23 protein-coding genes are annotated in these 13,925 nt (G+C 57.2%); 5 read left to right on the top strand and 18 right to left on the bottom strand.

Annotated features, from left to right (window positions below):
- The 5 genes from NT131_05950 to NT131_05930 all read left to right on the top strand — a co-directional run.
- Positions 1–277, top strand: a 277-nt coding sequence (locus tag NT131_05950; GenBank protein MCX6651179.1) for a hypothetical protein, incomplete at its 5' end; no start/stop codon positions are given.
- Positions 277–750, top strand: coding sequence for a hypothetical protein (locus NT131_05945; protein MCX6651178.1), 474 nt, complete (start codon positions 277–279; stop codon positions 748–750). The genes NT131_05950 and NT131_05945, both read left to right, overlap by 1 nt.
- Positions 747–1,940, top strand: a complete 1,194-nt coding sequence (locus NT131_05940) for a hypothetical protein (protein MCX6651177.1) — start codon at positions 747–749, stop codon at positions 1,938–1,940. Before NT131_05945 ends, NT131_05940 begins: the two co-directional genes overlap by 4 nt.
- Position 1,941: 1 nt before the next feature.
- Positions 1,942–2,454, top strand: a complete 513-nt coding sequence (locus NT131_05935) for a hypothetical protein (protein MCX6651176.1) — start codon at positions 1,942–1,944, stop codon at positions 2,452–2,454.
- A gap of 87 nt (positions 2,455–2,541) precedes the next feature.
- Positions 2,542–3,555, top strand: a complete 1,014-nt coding sequence (locus NT131_05930) for an MBL fold metallo-hydrolase (GenBank protein MCX6651175.1) — start codon at positions 2,542–2,544, stop codon at positions 3,553–3,555.
- Here the strand turns inward: NT131_05930 and NT131_05925 are convergent.
- The 18 genes from NT131_05925 to NT131_05840 are packed head-to-tail and all read right to left on the bottom strand — an operon-like array spanning position 3,546 to position 13,921.
- Entirely contained in the window at positions 3,546–4,502 is a 957-nt protein-coding gene (locus NT131_05925; protein MCX6651174.1) for an RNA-guided pseudouridylation complex pseudouridine synthase subunit Cbf5, read from the bottom strand. The two genes, NT131_05930 and NT131_05925, sit on opposite strands and share 10 nt — an antisense overlap.
- 1 nt (position 4,503) lies before the next feature.
- Positions 4,504–5,034, bottom strand: a complete 531-nt coding sequence (locus NT131_05920; protein ID MCX6651173.1) for an AAA family ATPase — start codon at positions 5,032–5,034, stop codon at positions 4,504–4,506.
- Positions 5,031–5,684 carry an EMC3/TMCO1 family protein gene (locus tag NT131_05915; protein MCX6651172.1) on the bottom strand — a complete coding sequence of 218 codons (654 nt, stop codon included), beginning with the start codon at positions 5,682–5,684 and terminating at the stop codon, positions 5,031–5,033. The genes NT131_05920 and NT131_05915 overlap by 4 nt, the downstream gene beginning before the upstream one ends.
- Before the next feature lie 3 nt (positions 5,685–5,687).
- Positions 5,688–7,271, bottom strand: a complete 1,584-nt coding sequence (gene secY, locus NT131_05910) for a preprotein translocase subunit SecY (GenBank protein MCX6651171.1) — start codon at positions 7,269–7,271, stop codon at positions 5,688–5,690.
- 16 nt (positions 7,272–7,287) lie between these two features.
- On the bottom strand, positions 7,288–7,716 hold the full coding sequence (locus NT131_05905) for an uL15 family ribosomal protein (protein MCX6651170.1): 429 nt from the start codon (positions 7,714–7,716) through the stop codon (positions 7,288–7,290).
- Between the two features lie 12 nt (positions 7,717–7,728).
- The gene (locus NT131_05900) at positions 7,729–8,193 is read right to left on the bottom strand and encodes a 50S ribosomal protein L30 (GenBank protein ID MCX6651169.1); all 465 of its coding nucleotides are present in this window, start codon (positions 8,191–8,193) and stop codon (positions 7,729–7,731) included.
- A gap of 2 nt (positions 8,194–8,195) precedes the next feature.
- On the bottom strand, positions 8,196–8,873 hold the full coding sequence (locus NT131_05895; GenBank protein ID MCX6651168.1) for a 30S ribosomal protein S5: 678 nt from the start codon (positions 8,871–8,873) through the stop codon (positions 8,196–8,198).
- 1 nt (position 8,874) lies between these two features.
- Positions 8,875–9,375, bottom strand: a complete 501-nt coding sequence (locus NT131_05890) for a 50S ribosomal protein L18 (protein ID MCX6651167.1) — start codon at positions 9,373–9,375, stop codon at positions 8,875–8,877.
- On the bottom strand, positions 9,375–9,830 hold the full coding sequence (locus NT131_05885; GenBank protein MCX6651166.1) for a 50S ribosomal protein L19e: 456 nt from the start codon (positions 9,828–9,830) through the stop codon (positions 9,375–9,377). The genes NT131_05890 and NT131_05885 overlap by 1 nt, the downstream gene beginning before the upstream one ends.
- Before the next feature lie 5 nt (positions 9,831–9,835).
- A complete protein-coding gene (locus NT131_05880) occupies positions 9,836–10,486 on the bottom strand; it encodes a 50S ribosomal protein L32e (GenBank protein MCX6651165.1) in 651 nt (216 codons plus the stop codon).
- The gene (locus NT131_05875; protein MCX6651164.1) at positions 10,486–11,040 is read right to left on the bottom strand and encodes a 50S ribosomal protein L6; all 555 of its coding nucleotides are present in this window, start codon (positions 11,038–11,040) and stop codon (positions 10,486–10,488) included. Before NT131_05875 ends, NT131_05880 begins: the two co-directional genes overlap by 1 nt.
- 4 nt (positions 11,041–11,044) lie before the next feature.
- Positions 11,045–11,434 carry a 30S ribosomal protein S8 gene (locus NT131_05870; GenBank protein MCX6651163.1) on the bottom strand — a complete coding sequence of 130 codons (390 nt, stop codon included), beginning with the start codon at positions 11,432–11,434 and terminating at the stop codon, positions 11,045–11,047.
- Positions 11,435–11,444: 10 nt separating this feature from the next.
- A complete protein-coding gene (locus tag NT131_05865) occupies positions 11,445–11,591 on the bottom strand; it encodes a 30S ribosomal protein S14 (protein ID MCX6651162.1) in 147 nt (48 codons plus the stop codon).
- Positions 11,588–12,106 carry a 50S ribosomal protein L5 gene (locus tag NT131_05860; protein MCX6651161.1) on the bottom strand — a complete coding sequence of 173 codons (519 nt, stop codon included), beginning with the start codon at positions 12,104–12,106 and terminating at the stop codon, positions 11,588–11,590. Before NT131_05860 ends, NT131_05865 begins: the two co-directional genes overlap by 4 nt.
- The gene (locus NT131_05855; protein MCX6651160.1) at positions 12,103–12,813 is read right to left on the bottom strand and encodes a 30S ribosomal protein S4e; all 711 of its coding nucleotides are present in this window, start codon (positions 12,811–12,813) and stop codon (positions 12,103–12,105) included. Before NT131_05855 ends, NT131_05860 begins: the two co-directional genes overlap by 4 nt.
- On the bottom strand, positions 12,810–13,181 hold the full coding sequence (rplX, locus tag NT131_05850; GenBank protein ID MCX6651159.1) for a 50S ribosomal protein L24: 372 nt from the start codon (positions 13,179–13,181) through the stop codon (positions 12,810–12,812). The genes NT131_05855 and rplX overlap by 4 nt, the downstream gene beginning before the upstream one ends.
- 10 nt (positions 13,182–13,191) lie before the next feature.
- Positions 13,192–13,590: a 50S ribosomal protein L14 gene (locus NT131_05845; protein ID MCX6651158.1), complete on the bottom strand. Its 399-nt coding sequence runs from the start codon at positions 13,588–13,590 to the stop codon at positions 13,192–13,194.
- Between the two features lie 4 nt (positions 13,591–13,594).
- Entirely contained in the window at positions 13,595–13,921 is a 327-nt protein-coding gene (locus NT131_05840; GenBank protein MCX6651157.1) for a 30S ribosomal protein S17, read from the bottom strand.
- Positions 13,922–13,925: the final 4 nt, after the last annotated feature.

The raw sequence follows: 13,925 nt of genomic DNA, 5'->3' as shown, positions 1-13,925 counted from the left end.
CTCGATAGCGATCATCCCGTCCCTATTGGCATGGGACGCGACCGGTTCGATCGTCAGTCTGGCGGTCACCCTCTTCTGCCTGTTGATATCATTCTACTCCCTTGCCAGCAACGATGTCCTGGTGAACGTGTTGCTATGCGCTATATGCGGAATATTGATACTCGGATCAATCAAACCGATTGCACAACTAGACCGCGATCTTCAATTGATTGTATATGGATGCAACGTTATCATGACAGGGTTGCTCATTGTCAACATCGGGGGGATGGTTTGGTAATGACAGAATATTTGACATTTGAGTATCCCCAGAATACAGGGTATCGTGAGAAATGGAAGATATTATCATTGTTCATAGCTCTATTTGGAATCCCAGTTGCCCTTGTTTATCAGAGTTTATTCCCTCTCGTAATTTTTTTCGTCATGGCCTTGCTTTCTTATCTCGGCTTGTGGTATGGTCAGGATTATAGCGTACCAAAAAAGGTAGGAATCGGAGATCACGGCGTCGACCTGTTATACGTGAATGGCAGAAAAACAGTCATTCCCTGGGCGCAGCTGAACTCGTACGGCCTCAGCTCAAGTCCGGAAACGACGATCGCACCAGCAATCATCTTCTATTCTGGTAGGAAATTCAACTATGTCAGTTACAGCGCAGCTGTCGAGATTGCGAAACGTTACGAGCTCTTCATGAACAAGCCCCTACGGGAGGTCTGGTTAGCTAAAGATCTGAAGAACAGATTCAGGAACCTATGATCCCCACGTGCATCGCCTCCGCTCACGTCATCGCGGTCATCAGCAAGAACGTCACCGCCGCGCAGGCGGAGGCGATACTGACGAAGTTGACGCACAACGCCACCGACGCGCGCATCGGTAACAACGTGACGATTTCGTCAACGGCGGTCTATCTCCTGCACCTGCCGAACGACATCCTCTCATCGATACCGACGTTCGTCATGAACGCCGGCATGGGCCAGGGGCCGAACTATCTCGATCCGTTCGCGGTCATCAGCGACATCGCCGGCATGTCCTTCGACTTTTTGGTGTGGGTGGCTAGCGGCGGACTATTATTATTGTTAGTGCACCTGGTCGAGATAGGGCTGGAATCAATAGGTAACATGCTCGCTGCCGCAGCGGCGGCAGTGCAGGACGCAGTGGACGCGATCGTGGACGCGTTCATGGCGTTCGTGGATTGGATAATCGATTTAATGGTCACATACCTTGATGCGCTATTCTCGCCCATAATTCAAAGCATCGAGGACGCTATTATATCGTACTGTGAAGGAGTTAATTCGGCGTATCAAAAAGCCGAGGAAGACGTCATAAATTTTGGCTCCGTAACCGGGGAAACCACATCTCAATTGTTCAGCGCAGCAAACGCTAACTTGTTTATAATCATCCTTGGGGTCGGCATCGCTTTAAAGATAATTCTGGATGCTTTCACAGTTCTTACTGCCGGGATGACCTTCTTGTTGATGCTATTGATCTCTCCGATTATCGGTTATATCATGAACGAAGTCATCAAGGCATTCGATTACGACGAGTTTGTTGGAAGCATCTGCGAAAGCTTTGAAGGGTTATATCATTGGATGGAAGAGACGTTCGGGCCGGGAGAGGATCCGCCGACACACGTTCAGGTAGCCTGGATAGCGATTGGATGTTGCCTGAACGTCGTTGGAGTGTTCTATTCCTTAAACGGTTTCTTGCACGATTGCTTGGGTACTGCAATCGATCTCGCGCTTGGAATAATTTCCACCGTAATTGGATTATTTGCGACATCAATAAATTCAATTGGACTAGGATTACTCGGAATCGGTCTTGGGTGTGTACCACTGATTCATACAATTATTAATTTTAAAGAAAGCACCGGATCTGATAAGGTGTTAAATTTGATCGTACTCACATTTGGTGGTATCGGGATTTATTGTTCATCAAAGGCGATATAAAATGAAACGTGTTAAAATACAGTCTGATGAAAAATATTCGAACCCACCTGATATGAAATATATTGCTGGATGCACAATCGTATCAATTCTTTTCTTGGTGTTCGCCTTCGATACATATGATGGGTATAATATCAAAATCATTCCGACAATAATCCTATTGTCTGCAGGTTTGGGATTGCTGGTAATGGTGATATCTCGTGAGATTATTCACCGCCCATATAGGGTAAGAATAAATAATAATGGAGCCGAATTCGATTTTAAATTCCTGAAAAGAAGATTCCTCAGTTGGGACGAGATTCTTTGGGTGATTGCTCTACCAGGTGATTCATCGAAAAACGCTAATGGGTGGGATAGGGACGGTGGTTTGCTATCGAACGAGAGGACATACTATCCGTTGACCTATGAAATCGCCGCTGAGATCAGAAACGCTCACTTTGGAGCCACCGGCAGATATCCGATGACCAAAGAGGAATTTAAAAAGCAAAAAAAAGCGGTAATTCAACAAAAAGTATGATTGTTATGATATGGGGAAGGGAAACCAACGCCATATTCAACAGCATCCTCGTTATCGGTAAATAGCCGAGGGTGCATTGTCCGCTCGATGGACAGGGATGGGCCTTCCGTTCAGATTGGTAACGGCATCGAGGTCACCTCGGGCGAGGTGAAGTTCTTCCTCGATCCCCGCAAGGTGTCCGCTGAGGGCATCTGCTGCGTGTCCCACGCCCATTCCGACCACATGCCCACGAGCTTCGACGGCGGCCCGCTCTTCTGCTCGGACATCACCCTGCGCTGCATGCGCGGAAGGGTGAAGAGCAAGAAGTCCAAGACCTACCTGGAGAACGTGGAGAAAGGAAAAAGTCCTCTGGTCAAGGCCAGCGGGGCCGGGCACATAATAGGCTCGAACATGTTCATGCTCGACGCGGGACAGAAGGTGCTGTACACCGGCGATTTCTGCCCCCAGGACCGCCTGGACATGGAAGGCGCCCGACCGCAGAAGTGCGACGTGCTGATAATCGAAGCGACGTACGGGAACCCTCGCTACAGATTCCCGGACCGCAACGAGATGGTCAAGGTCATACGCGACTGGGTGGAGGACATACTGAACCAAGAGTACTCCGCGGTCCTGCACGCCTACCCCCTCGGCAAATCCCAAGAACTGATCACCATGCTCAAGGGGTTCCAGCCCCGGCTTCACGGCTCGGTGCTGGACACCACCCGCATGTTGGAGGCGGACGACCTGAAGTTCGATTATTTGCCGTTCGACCCCAGCGACAAGGGACCGCAGCTGGTCATCAGTCCCGGCGCCTGGGGGGAGAACGGCCTGGACATGCTTAGGAAGAAGCGCTCCGCCGACGTCTCCGGCTGGTGCCTGGACGCCCGGAGCCGGTCGCTCGGCAAGATGAGCTGGGGCATGGACCAGGGTTTCGCTTACTCGGACCACGCCGATTTCTACGAGCTCATCGACTTCGTTAAGAAGTGTGATCCCTCCGTCGTCTACACGCACCACGGGTCGGAAGAGCTTCTGGCCAGCGAGATAAAGAAACGCCTGGACATCACGGCCATACCTTTGATGAAGGCCAAGAAAGGGCAGAGCAATCTGGGCTGCTACTGCTGATCTCCCCACATGCGGGGGTACGTCCCTTCCGGAAGGAAAACGCGTACGGTCTTGACCGCCTTGCCCTTGTAGGCCTTGTACATGTCCCGGGCGGACATGTTGGCGGTCCCCAGTCCCAAGGCCTCGCCCTTCATGGTGAAAAGGGCTACTGGGCCGCCCTTCTCTATGCTCTCGTCCAAGGAGACCACGCCTGGGGCGTTGAGGTCAGCACCATGCGATACAGCGTCCACCGCATTATCCTTGACGATGACCTTTGGAAGAGGCTCAAGCAGCACCTCCATCGGCCTTATCATGCTGCGCAGCCAGGAACCGTCGCCGTTCTTCCACTGCACCGTCGCGTCCTTCAGGTCCTGCAGGGTCACCGTGTCCTCTTCGGTCATCGCTCCGGACCGTGTGCGTCGCAGCGCCTTCATATTGGCCCCGACGCCGAGCGCTTCGCCAATGTCCACACACAGCGTCCGGATGTACGTCCCGGCGTCACAGTCCACCTTGAACAGCACGTTGCGGTCATCTATCTCCAGTATGTCGATGGAGCGCACCTTGCGCACCCTCATCTGGACCTTGACGGCAGAGCGCACCGGTGGCGTTTGGTAGATGGAACCGACGAAGGTGCCGATGACGGCGCGCGTCTTCTCCTCCGGGACTGATTTGTGCAGGTACAGGTGGCACACGTACTGCTTATCGGAGCGCAGCACCAGGTCGGTCATGCGTATGGCCTTTCCCAAAGCTATCGGCAGCACGCCGCTGACGTTCGGGTCGAGGGTACCGCCATGCCCGATCTTCTCCACGCCCAGCATGTCCCGCACCCAGGCGGTGACCTGATGGGACGTAGGACCTTGCACCTTGTCCAGAATTATGACGCCGGCGGCGAGCAGCTCCTCGATGGAACGCTCCTCGGGGCGCTTGCCCTGCGGTAGCGTCTTCGGGCCCTTGTCCCGCACCAGCATCTCAATCGCCCCTGACCCGAGAGACGATCTTCTCGACCACCTGCTCCGGGGTCAGGGCGCCAGTGTCGATGACCATGTCGTAGATGGAACGATCGGTCACGTCGATGCTATAGAATTTGCGATACCTTAGCACTTCGCTCGCCTCGCGGGCGCGCATCTCCGCCATCGCTTCTTCCAAATGTACGCCTTCGCGCCCGGAGACGCGTTTCGTGCGCACGTCCAGCGGGGCGTCCAGGAACACGCAGAAAGCTGGTATGTCGTTGCGGCGGAGCAACTGGCCAGCCAATCGGCCCTCTAAAATGACGTCGTCCTCCTGGCGGGCCACGGCCAGCAACCTATCGTCGATCAAACGGTCGTACTTGGGGTTCTTCTCGGCCAGCTTGCCGAACTGCTCCAAGGACATGTTCAGCTCCTTGGCCATCTCCCGGAAGACGTGCCCGGATATCACCGTCCGGTAGCCTAAACGCTCACTCAGCATGTTGCAGACGGTGGTCTTCCCGCTCCCTATCAGTCCGCTGATGGTGATTATCATTTCCCGGCAGCCTTTAGTTCGTTCAACCTCTTCTTGAAGGTGAAGTACCTGAGACCCCTTGAAAGCAATTGTCCGAAAGGCACGCTGATCAGGGAGTACAGCAGGATCCAGGACGGGAACAGATAGGAGGCGTTCAGGTCGGCCACGTTGGACCAGGGCACGGTTATGAGCGTGCTGTCCAGGTCGCCGACGAACACCGCCAGCCAGGCGAAGATGGGAATGATGATCAGCATGGTCACCGGCATCAGCTTCAACTGAGTGGTGGTCTGGGCCATGGAGGCCTGCATGATCTTCGGCTGCTGCTCCATCATCTTCTTCAGCTTGTAGGTGTTGTTGTCCAGGCGGGCCTGCTTCATCTCCTTGTTAAACGCGCCTATGGCCTTCTGGCTCTCGGCCTGTTTCACGTAGTCGGTGAAGAAGTGCCGGACGGTGATGCTCAGGAAGGTCATAAACGCGCCGGTGATGAATAGCGATACTACTGGAATGCTACCGCCGAAGCCCCACAGGGGCTCCAGCGCGAACCCGACTATGCCTCCCAGGGCAGCGCGGAGGCTCGTGTCGAACATGACGAACAGGGCCAGGATGAAGACGAAGATCAGCAGCATCCTGCTGGTCATGGCCTTGGGGTCCTGGGCCGGGGTGTCAGCCATCTATTAGCCCTCCCCTCCGAAAAAGCCCCTCAGCACCGGGTGCATCTCCATCATCTGCTCGCGGCCTATGGCTTCATAGAACTGGATCATAATGCCCACTGACAGTAGTACACCAGTTCCGCTGGCATTACCTACCGTGCCTATCAGGTCAGCCGAGGCCGCCAAGGCTCCCACCGTCGCTCCGCTGATCACGGTGACGACAGGAATGTATCTTTCCAGCACTCTTTTTAACACTTTAGGGTCGCGACGGAACCCGGGGATCTGTAGTCCACTGGACTCGATCTGGCGAGCCACAGCCTCCGGACCCATGTTGGTGGTCATTATCCAGAACTTGGCGAACAGTACGGAACCGCCGACCATGAGCCCTAGGTAAACAAACAAGTGCAATATTATTTGCCAGGAACTATGGCCGTACACGTAAGAACCATAGGAGCTCGGGTTGAGCAATGGTAGTAACCAATATCCTATACCGTTCGGTGTGGAAACGTACCAGGCCAATCCCCAGTGGGCGGCGTTCTGCCCCGCTGGATAGCCGCCCAACCAGTTCTGGTGACCAAGCAATGGGATGCTGCTGAGCGCGTCGTTGGTGTAGAACAGCATGGTGAACATGCTGACGTTGGCCAGCAGCGCGGCCATCAAAATGACCGGTATGTTGGAGGCGTAGATCAGCTTTATCGGGTAGCGCCCACGGGCACCGCGGGCGGTGCCGTGCGCCAACGGTAGTTCTATGCGTGCCGATTCCACGTAGGCCACGAAGAAGAATATGACCAACGTCCCGACCAGGGCGATCATGGGGTTCGGGTTTTGGATCAGTATACGTTCGTACCCTCCGGCCGAAAGCTGTGAGGCGGACATATGGGTCAGTATGTAGATGGTCTTGGGTATCGTACCCGACGGTGGATTGTTCAGGCTCAGTGCCTGGTTCGGGTAGTACCCCTCGGTGTTCAGCGTACCGGTGAAAAGCGCTTCGGCTACCCCGGCGGCGATGAACAACGATACGCCGCTGCCGATGCCCCATTTGGAGACCACCTCGTCCATAAGGAAGACCAGATAGGACCCGACACACAATTGCAATATGATGATTATGCGGGCTATATTCTGTCCGTCCAGTATGCCCGAACCGCCGAAAGTTCCGTTAAGTCCGGTGACCAGAGAGTCGGCCGGGGTCAGGTATCCGAACACCTGTGGAATCGCTTCCACCAGTATCATGACTATGACCAGGAACTTCTGGCTGCTCTGATAGACCGCCTTGTCATCGTTGTCGGTGAGGTCCAGCTTGATTATCTTAGCCCCAACGAACAGCTGCATTATGATGGAGGCGGTGACTATCGGACCGATCCCCAGATGCATGAGCGATCCCTGCGCACCGGCCAGGATCGCCCTGTACTGAGCGAAGATATCGATCGTTTTCGTACTGTCCAACCCGTACAGGAAGATGTTGGTCATAACGAAGTAGAACGCCAGTATGACTATGACCCACAGTATCTTCGTCCGGAAATGGACGTGCCCCTCGGGTTTGGTTACCGCCGGAAGGCGGTCCGTTATAGGCTTCAGCTTGTACAGCCTGCTCTTCTGGTCTTCGGCCATGAGCATCACGCGAGACTTACTTTGGCACCACGATATGTCCGCCTGATTCTTCAACCTTGGCCTTGGCCAGGGCGGTGGTCTCGGACACTGCGACCTCCAAAGCCATGCTCACGCGACCGTTGCCCAGCAACTTGTCCACACCCAAGACGGTGAGGTCGACGGTCATCTTGCCGTCCTTCTCCACCGCTATGCCCTGGACCTTCATGGCCTCAAGGACCTGTTCCAGATCTCCCACGTTCATGGTGATCTTGGCAGATACCATCTTCTGCGGTCTCTTGAAGCCGTGCCGGCCAAAGTGGTCGGGCATGAATTTCAACATGTACTGAGCCTTGTGCTTGTGCAAACCGGCGTTTCCCCTTCCGCCGCGCTTACCGGCCCCACGTCCGGCCTTCTTGCCGCGTCCGTGGGTCCTGGAGCCCCTGAACTTATCAGTCCTGCTTACCATTTCAGTTCACCTTTAGATCATCCTGGAGATGAGCTCGTTTATCTCCTCTCCCCGGTAGCCCAGGGCGCCCCCGGCCCCGAAGCCGCGCTTGACGCCTTCGTAGCCTTTCTTGGGCGGGCTCAGGCGGAACAAGGGCTTGACGTCCTTCATCTCCGAGTACTTGGCCTCGTCCTTGGCTATACCCTTGGCGAAGGCCATGATGGACCCGAAGGCAGTGCCGTCCTTGACCACCTCATCGTCTATGGGTTTGTCGCCAACGAGCCGGCCGCGGAACTTAATCATGCGGGCCAAGGTCTCTTCCGAAACCTCGCCCCAGGTGATGTAATCCTTGGCCTTCATCAGCATGCCCTTTATCTCGGCCGTCTCCGGCAGAACCACGCAGTGGTTGGCGCGGGTCAGGCGAAGCATGCGCATGGTGTCCTCGATGTCACTCCTCACTCCGGGGTGGCCGCGGATGCGTATAGCTGCGTATGCCATGTTCATTCCTCCTGTCCAGGCGCGGCGTTCTCGGCCATGTGCACCTGCACCGGTCCGCTGACGATGTGCTGCCTCTTCTCCTGCTCCTCGGAAACGCGCATCTCGATGGTGTTCCTCAGGGCGTAGAAGGTGGCGTAAGCGTAGTTGACGGTGGTCTTGGTGTGGCCCTTGGCGAATCCCCAGGAGTCCTTCACACCAGCCAACGTCAGAATGCTCTTGGCCACGTCGCCCACCGCCAGGGATATACCCCGGGGGGCGGGTTTCAGGTACACCTCGACCGAGCCGGACTTGCCGACCACGGTGAAGGGGAGCGAGTGCGGCGTGCCGCAACCGCATTCCCACGAGCCGCATCCGCGCTTGATCTCGATTATGCCCAGCTTGGCGTTGTCGATGGCCTTGCGTATGGAGGGTCCTACCTCCTTGCCCTTCGCACGTCCTATACCGATGAAGCCGTCGCCGTTGCCGACCACGCAGGTGATACGGAACTTGACCCTCCGTCCAGAGTCGGTCATCCTCTGCACTATGTTCACGTCGATGACCTCGTCCTTCAGGTCGGGGAGCAGTATGTCTATGATCTCTGCCTCGCGCAGGGGGAGCTTGGTGGCCAGGGCCTGGCTCATGGTGGTTATCTCACCGTTGAGCACCATCCTGCCTAATCTGGTCTTCGGTACCCAGTCCATGTCACTTCGCCTCCATGCGGCTCTTAATGTCCTTAACCATCTTCTCCACGTCCTCGCCGACGTGCTTTCCCGCCAGGCGCTCCTTGCTGGGCAGCACTTCCTTTCCGTGAGGTATCTTCATTCCAGCGTCCACCATGCCCTTCAGGGCGGCGAACGCCGTGGCGCCCTTGGCGGGCACCTTGAGGCCTATGTCGAGCACGGCCTCGGTCACTCCCTTGGCCACGGCCTTCTTACCGGCCAGGTAGCCGGTAAGGTACGCGGCGGGCACGTTCCCGGTGGCCTTGTCCCATCCCATCTCCAGCAGTTCGCGGGAGTGGGCGGTGACCAGCACCTGGTCGCCCTTAGGGTCGAAGTCCACTATCTGCACGCTGGTGTGGCGCAACGAGGTGCGCACCACGGCGCGCGGGACCCTGGCCCTGAGCAGGCGAGCCCTCTGTCTGTAATCGGTCCGGCCTTCCCGCCGGCGGCGGAAGGCCACTTTGTATCTCGGTCCCTGAGCCATCAGTTCTCCCCCTTAAGGTAGCCTTCGGTCTTCAGGTGCATGAGCAGGTTGTTCCTGCTCCTGAACATGCCGCCCTTGGCCTTCATATAGAATTCGCGGTACACGGTCCTGTTGATCTTGCCCTCGTCACGCAGCTCGCGCAGCGTGGCGCGTAGAGGCCTGATCGTCTGGATCCATGCCTCCTTCTTCGGCCTTCTGGCCGTGGATGTACCCTTCCTGCTGCCCTGTCCACGCCTGCGCCCCTTGGCCTTCTGGGCCAACCGGTGGCGCGCCCGTCCACGGGAGATGCCCCGTACGGGCAGGGCGCGGATGGACCCGGACTGGACGGCGGTCCTTATGTCCGCCCGGGTTATGGCGTCTGCGATGTCCTCAATGCGGTTCGGGTCGATCCAGACCCGGTTCTCACCGCATTTCAGAACTTCGGCCGCCATGCGCTTCTGGTTCTTCAGATCCATCGTCTTCACGTCCTGTTGAGTATACGGATGCCTAGTTCATCCGCCTTTTCGGTTATTGCCATTCTCTTCTTCCCGCCCACGGTGCCACCTATGCGTATCGCTTGCACCTTGGGGTCCACCTTCTCCACTTGGCCAGGGTTGTACACCATGACCTCCTGGAATCCGGAGGGGTGATAGTCGCGCACCATCTTCGGGCCGCGGTAGCCGATCGAGACGACCGGCGGGCGGTACGAGAGGTGACGGCGCATCTTGGAGTGTATGCCTCTCGGCTTCCTCCATTTCTCGCCGAGGCGCTTGTATCGGAACCACTCCTGCCTCTTGAAGGCCGGACGGGCATCGTTCTTGGCGTCCCTGAACTCCAAGGCTGCCTTGATCTCGTCGGTCAGCTGGGCCTTGACCTTGGTAACGGTCTTGGGGGCCTCCTTGGCCTCCACGATCTCCGTCCCGACCTCGCTCAGCAGCTCGACCCAGTGGTCGGCGATCTTGTTGCCGACACCGTCCAAAGCGTCAACGATCTCCTTCTTGCGCTTCTCGTCATGTAGCGCTTCCAGCAGCTCGTCCCGCTCCTTTATGCCCATATCGGCCAGCTGTGCGGTGTACTCCTCCCGGTAATAGGGAAGGTCCTGTATCTTCTTGATCTCCTTCTTGGCCGACATCACTTAGGCCTCCTTGCCTTCTCGACGATATAGATACCATCCTGGAAGACCCTCGGGTCGAAACCGCGGATCTTGGTGGCGCGCTCGATGTTCGCCGCGGTCTGCGAGACCTTCTCCAGGTCCGAGCCGGTGACGAACACCTCGTTCCCCTTTATGGTGACCTTGGCTCCAGCTAGGATCAGCGCGGAACGGGTCGCCTTCTCTCCCAAGAAGTTCTCGATGACGAACTTGTCGCCCTTCACCGCGATCTTCATGGGGAAGTGGGAGTAGACCATCTTCATGTAGTACTCGAAGCCGTGGTTGGCTCCCTCGACCATGTTCTTCAGGTGCGAGGTGTACGTTCCGACCAAGGCCTTCTCCTTGGTGCGGGGGTACTCGCACTCGATGTGGAGCATGTCGTCCTTCAGGGAGACCATGACCTTGGGGTGGGTAAAGTCACGGGTCACGGTGCCTTTCGGCCCCTTGACGGTGACCTCGGCGCCCTTCATGGTGACCTTTACCTCTTTGGGCACGTGCACCTTATCGTCCAAATGTCCGGTTACAGTCATTGTCATCCCCTCAGTACACGAAGGCCAGCAGCTTACCGCCGACCCCCTTCTCCTTGGCTTTCATATGCGTTATCACGCCATCGGTGGTGGTCAGTATGAGCACGCCGAAGTCCTGGGCCGGCAGATAGCGGGCCTCGAACTGCTCCATGTCAACTTTCTTCACCGAGTAGCGCGGCTTGATCACGCCGCAGTTGTTGATCTTTCCCTGCAGCATTACCTTGAACACTCCGGCCTTGCCGTCCTCTATGAACTCGAACTGGTTGATGTAGCCGTTGTCTTGCATCACCTTGAGCACTCGACCTATGAGCTTGGATGAGGGCCTGATCAGGCACTCGTTCTTGCCCACGGCCGCGGCGTTCTTGATGGTGGACATCGCATCATTCAATGGATCGCTCTGCATTTTTTTCACCTCACGAGTACTTCTTGAACCCTATCTGCGGCGCGATCTCCCTGAAGCATTGCCGGCACAGGTGCATGCCGTAGCGGCGGACTATGCCCCTCTTGCGGCCACACCTGGTGCAGCCCACGCTCCTTCCGAACTTCTTCTTGGGCTTCAATCGATCACCTCGACGTTGAACTTCTCACTCACGAACTTCATCGCCTCTGCCCTGGTCATGCGGTGGGTGTGGGGCACGGGGCGACGCATTATGCGGCGCCTGGAAATACGCTTTCCGGGTCTCTGGATGGACACGCTGACGTCCATGCCGAATATGCCGATCTCCGGGTCGTACTTCATCCCGGAGAAGTCGGTGTAGTCGGGAATGCCGAAGGACAGGTTGCCCTCGCGATCAAAGGAGTAGGAGGCGATGCGGTTCTCGCGTATGTTGAACGCCCTCTTCAGGAAGTCCAGGGCCTTCTCGCCACGCAGGGTGACGATGCAGCCGATGGGCATGCCCTCGCGGATGCCGAAATCGCGGTTAGTGACCTTGGAGATGGTCTGCTTGGACTTCTGCCCAGTGACCATCTCGATGACCTTCTGTGCCTTCATCAGGCGTTCTCCGGCCTCTCCCACGCCGATGTTCACGACCACCTTCTCGACGCGCGGCAGGCGCATGACGTTGTCCTTGTTCATGCCGCTCTCACCTCAGGCAGTAGTATCTCAGGGGTCTTGTTCCCGATGATGAACACGTTGTCCTTGACGGTCAGCTTGCCGTTCTTGAAGCGGACGAGGTTCGGGGAGGAGGAATGCTCCTCCAGTTGTTCTTCCACGATCATTATCTGTCCGGCGCTGCTGCCGCTGATGACCATGGCCACGTTGCCCTGGACCATCTTGAAGGCCTCCAGGACCTTCTGGGTGGGCAGCTCGACCTTCAGCACGTCGCCGGTCTTGTAGCTGTCCTCGTCCACCAGTATGTTGCGCCCGTCATGCAGGTTCAGTTGCATGCGGCCGCCAGTGATCACGGTCTTGTTCTCGATGCGGCACAGTTTCCACTTGGCGCGGTCCTCGGCCACCTCGGTCAGCATCAGCTTGCCGCGGTTGTCCAACAGCATGCGGTAGTGCTTGCTGGTGGCCACGAGACTTATGACGTCCATGAGCCCGACCGGGAACTTCTCCTCGGTGACCACCTTTCCGTCCACCAGCACTTGCTTGGAGGACAGGATCTTCTTGGCCTCGGCCGCGGTGTCGGCGACCTTCAGCATGTCCCTGAGCACCACGCTCAGGGGCATGCAGCGGTCCAGTGCGTGCGGGCCGGGGTTGGGGCTGGTCACCCATACGTTGCTCTTCCTAGACACCGGCCAGCTCTTCGGTGCGTTCAATCTTTTTAAATCTTGGGTCATGAGGAGGCCTCCTCGTTTTGCAGCTTGCGCTTGCGATAGTTGTCTTTCAGATCCAGCTTGGTGACCTCGACGTTCGAGGCGTGTACCGGCCTCTCGGTCATGGTCCCGTCGGCCTTGGCGATGGTGACGCCTTCGATGATCAGCCTTCCCTTGGCGGTGTCCACGCTGGTGACCTTTCCCTCGATGCCGAGTGCGTCCTCGTCACCGCGGAGCACCCTTACGGTGTCGCCCTTCACGACGCGCACGGTGCGGCGTCCCAACTTCTCCATCAGCTCCTTGCTGAGGTGGGAGCCGACGCTCTTGTTGCGCACGTGGTTCGGCGCGTTGTACAGCGCCTTCCTTTGCTTCCTTGCGTACTTGCTCGTCATTTCCTGCACCTCACACTATGGTCGAAGCGGTGGCGGCCACGCGCGGCCAGCGCTCGGCGGCCTCTCTGGCCACCGGGCCCTTTATATCGCTTCCCTTGGTCTCGCCCTCTTCAGTGGTGATGACCGCGGCGTTGTCCTCGAAATGCACCATGGTCCCGTCCGCGCGGCGGAAGGGCCTTCTCTGGCGCACTATGATAGCGTAGACGACCTGCCTTCTCATCTCGGGCGTCCCCTTCTTCACCGAGGCGATGACTATGTCACCGACGGCGGCAGCGGGGCAACGTCCGTGCACTCCGTGATAGGAGGGTACGGCGATGACGCTGATGATCTTGGCGCCGGTGTTATCCACCACGTCCAGGTGCGATCCGGTTATGATGCCCCTGGTCTGGGTCCCTGCCAATCCCTTCATGCGCTCACCTCTTCTCCACGACGACGAAGGACACCGTCTTGCTCAAGGGGCGGCATTCCATGATGCGCACCTTGTCCCCGGCCGCGATCTCCAGGCACGGAGGGTTGTGGGCGGTGTAGCGGCTCGTCCTCTTCTCGAATCGTTCGTACTTCTTGTCATACTTCAAGTAGTTCCTCTCGACCACGGCGCTGCCGTTCATTTTCACAGAAACGACGATGCCGTCTATGATCTGCCCCCGCACCGGGAGCTTCCCGTGGAATGGACAGTGCTTGTCCTCGCAGGTGGCCGAGGGGGCCTTGACATCAATGCCAATGTCTCTAACTTCGCTCATTAGA

It is taken from the genome of Methanomassiliicoccales archaeon (assembly GCA_026394395.1).
In the GTDB taxonomy this organism is placed as follows: Archaea; Thermoplasmatota; Thermoplasmata; order Methanomassiliicoccales; family UBA472; genus UBA472.
This window is presented reverse-complemented; position numbering and strand designations above follow the sequence as displayed.

What these genes read in the sequence shown, in the direction of transcription:
- NT131_05890 (MCX6651167.1), bottom strand. Translation starts at nt 9,375, where the DNA reads ATGGCTCAGGGACCGAGATACAAAGTGGCCTTCCGCCGCCGGCGGGAA.
- NT131_05880 (MCX6651165.1), bottom strand. Translation starts at nt 10,486, where the DNA reads ATGTCGGCCAAGAAGGAGATCAAGAAGATACAGGACCTTCCCTATTAC.
- NT131_05885 (MCX6651166.1), bottom strand. Translation starts at nt 9,830, where the DNA reads ATGGATCTGAAGAACCAGAAGCGCATGGCGGCCGAAGTTCTGAAATGC.
- NT131_05940 (MCX6651177.1), top strand. Translation starts at nt 747, where the DNA reads ATGATCCCCACGTGCATCGCCTCCGCTCACGTCATCGCGGTCATCAGC.
- NT131_05895 (MCX6651168.1), bottom strand. Translation starts at nt 8,873, where the DNA reads ATGGACTGGGTACCGAAGACCAGATTAGGCAGGATGGTGCTCAACGGT.
- NT131_05925 (MCX6651174.1), bottom strand. Translation starts at nt 4,502, where the DNA reads ATGCTGGTGCGGGACAAGGGCCCGAAGACGCTACCGCAGGGCAAGCGC.
- NT131_05900 (MCX6651169.1), bottom strand. Translation starts at nt 8,193, where the DNA reads ATGGCATACGCAGCTATACGCATCCGCGGCCACCCCGGAGTGAGGAGT.
- NT131_05915 (MCX6651172.1), bottom strand. Translation starts at nt 5,684, where the DNA reads ATGGCTGACACCCCGGCCCAGGACCCCAAGGCCATGACCAGCAGGATG.
- NT131_05875 (MCX6651164.1), bottom strand. Translation starts at nt 11,040, where the DNA reads ATGACAATGACTGTAACCGGACATTTGGACGATAAGGTGCACGTGCCC.
- NT131_05870 (MCX6651163.1), bottom strand. Translation starts at nt 11,434, where the DNA reads ATGCAGAGCGATCCATTGAATGATGCGATGTCCACCATCAAGAACGCC.
- NT131_05845 (MCX6651158.1), bottom strand. Translation starts at nt 13,590, where the DNA reads ATGAAGGGATTGGCAGGGACCCAGACCAGGGGCATCATAACCGGATCG.
- secY (MCX6651171.1), bottom strand. Translation starts at nt 7,271, where the DNA reads ATGGCCGAAGACCAGAAGAGCAGGCTGTACAAGCTGAAGCCTATAACG.
- rplX (MCX6651159.1), bottom strand. Translation starts at nt 13,181, where the DNA reads ATGACGAGCAAGTACGCAAGGAAGCAAAGGAAGGCGCTGTACAACGCG.
- NT131_05920 (MCX6651173.1), bottom strand. Translation starts at nt 5,034, where the DNA reads ATGATAATCACCATCAGCGGACTGATAGGGAGCGGGAAGACCACCGTC.
- NT131_05905 (MCX6651170.1), bottom strand. Translation starts at nt 7,716, where the DNA reads ATGGTAAGCAGGACTGATAAGTTCAGGGGCTCCAGGACCCACGGACGC.
- NT131_05860 (MCX6651161.1), bottom strand. Translation starts at nt 12,106, where the DNA reads ATGAACAAGGACAACGTCATGCGCCTGCCGCGCGTCGAGAAGGTGGTC.
- NT131_05840 (MCX6651157.1), bottom strand. Translation starts at nt 13,921, where the DNA reads ATGAGCGAAGTTAGAGACATTGGCATTGATGTCAAGGCCCCCTCGGCC.
- NT131_05935 (MCX6651176.1), top strand. Translation starts at nt 1,942, where the DNA reads ATGAAACGTGTTAAAATACAGTCTGATGAAAAATATTCGAACCCACCT.
- NT131_05855 (MCX6651160.1), bottom strand. Translation starts at nt 12,813, where the DNA reads ATGACCCAAGATTTAAAAAGATTGAACGCACCGAAGAGCTGGCCGGTG.
- NT131_05945 (MCX6651178.1), top strand. Translation starts at nt 277, where the DNA reads ATGACAGAATATTTGACATTTGAGTATCCCCAGAATACAGGGTATCGT.
- NT131_05930 (MCX6651175.1), top strand. Translation starts at nt 2,542, where the DNA reads ATGGACAGGGATGGGCCTTCCGTTCAGATTGGTAACGGCATCGAGGTC.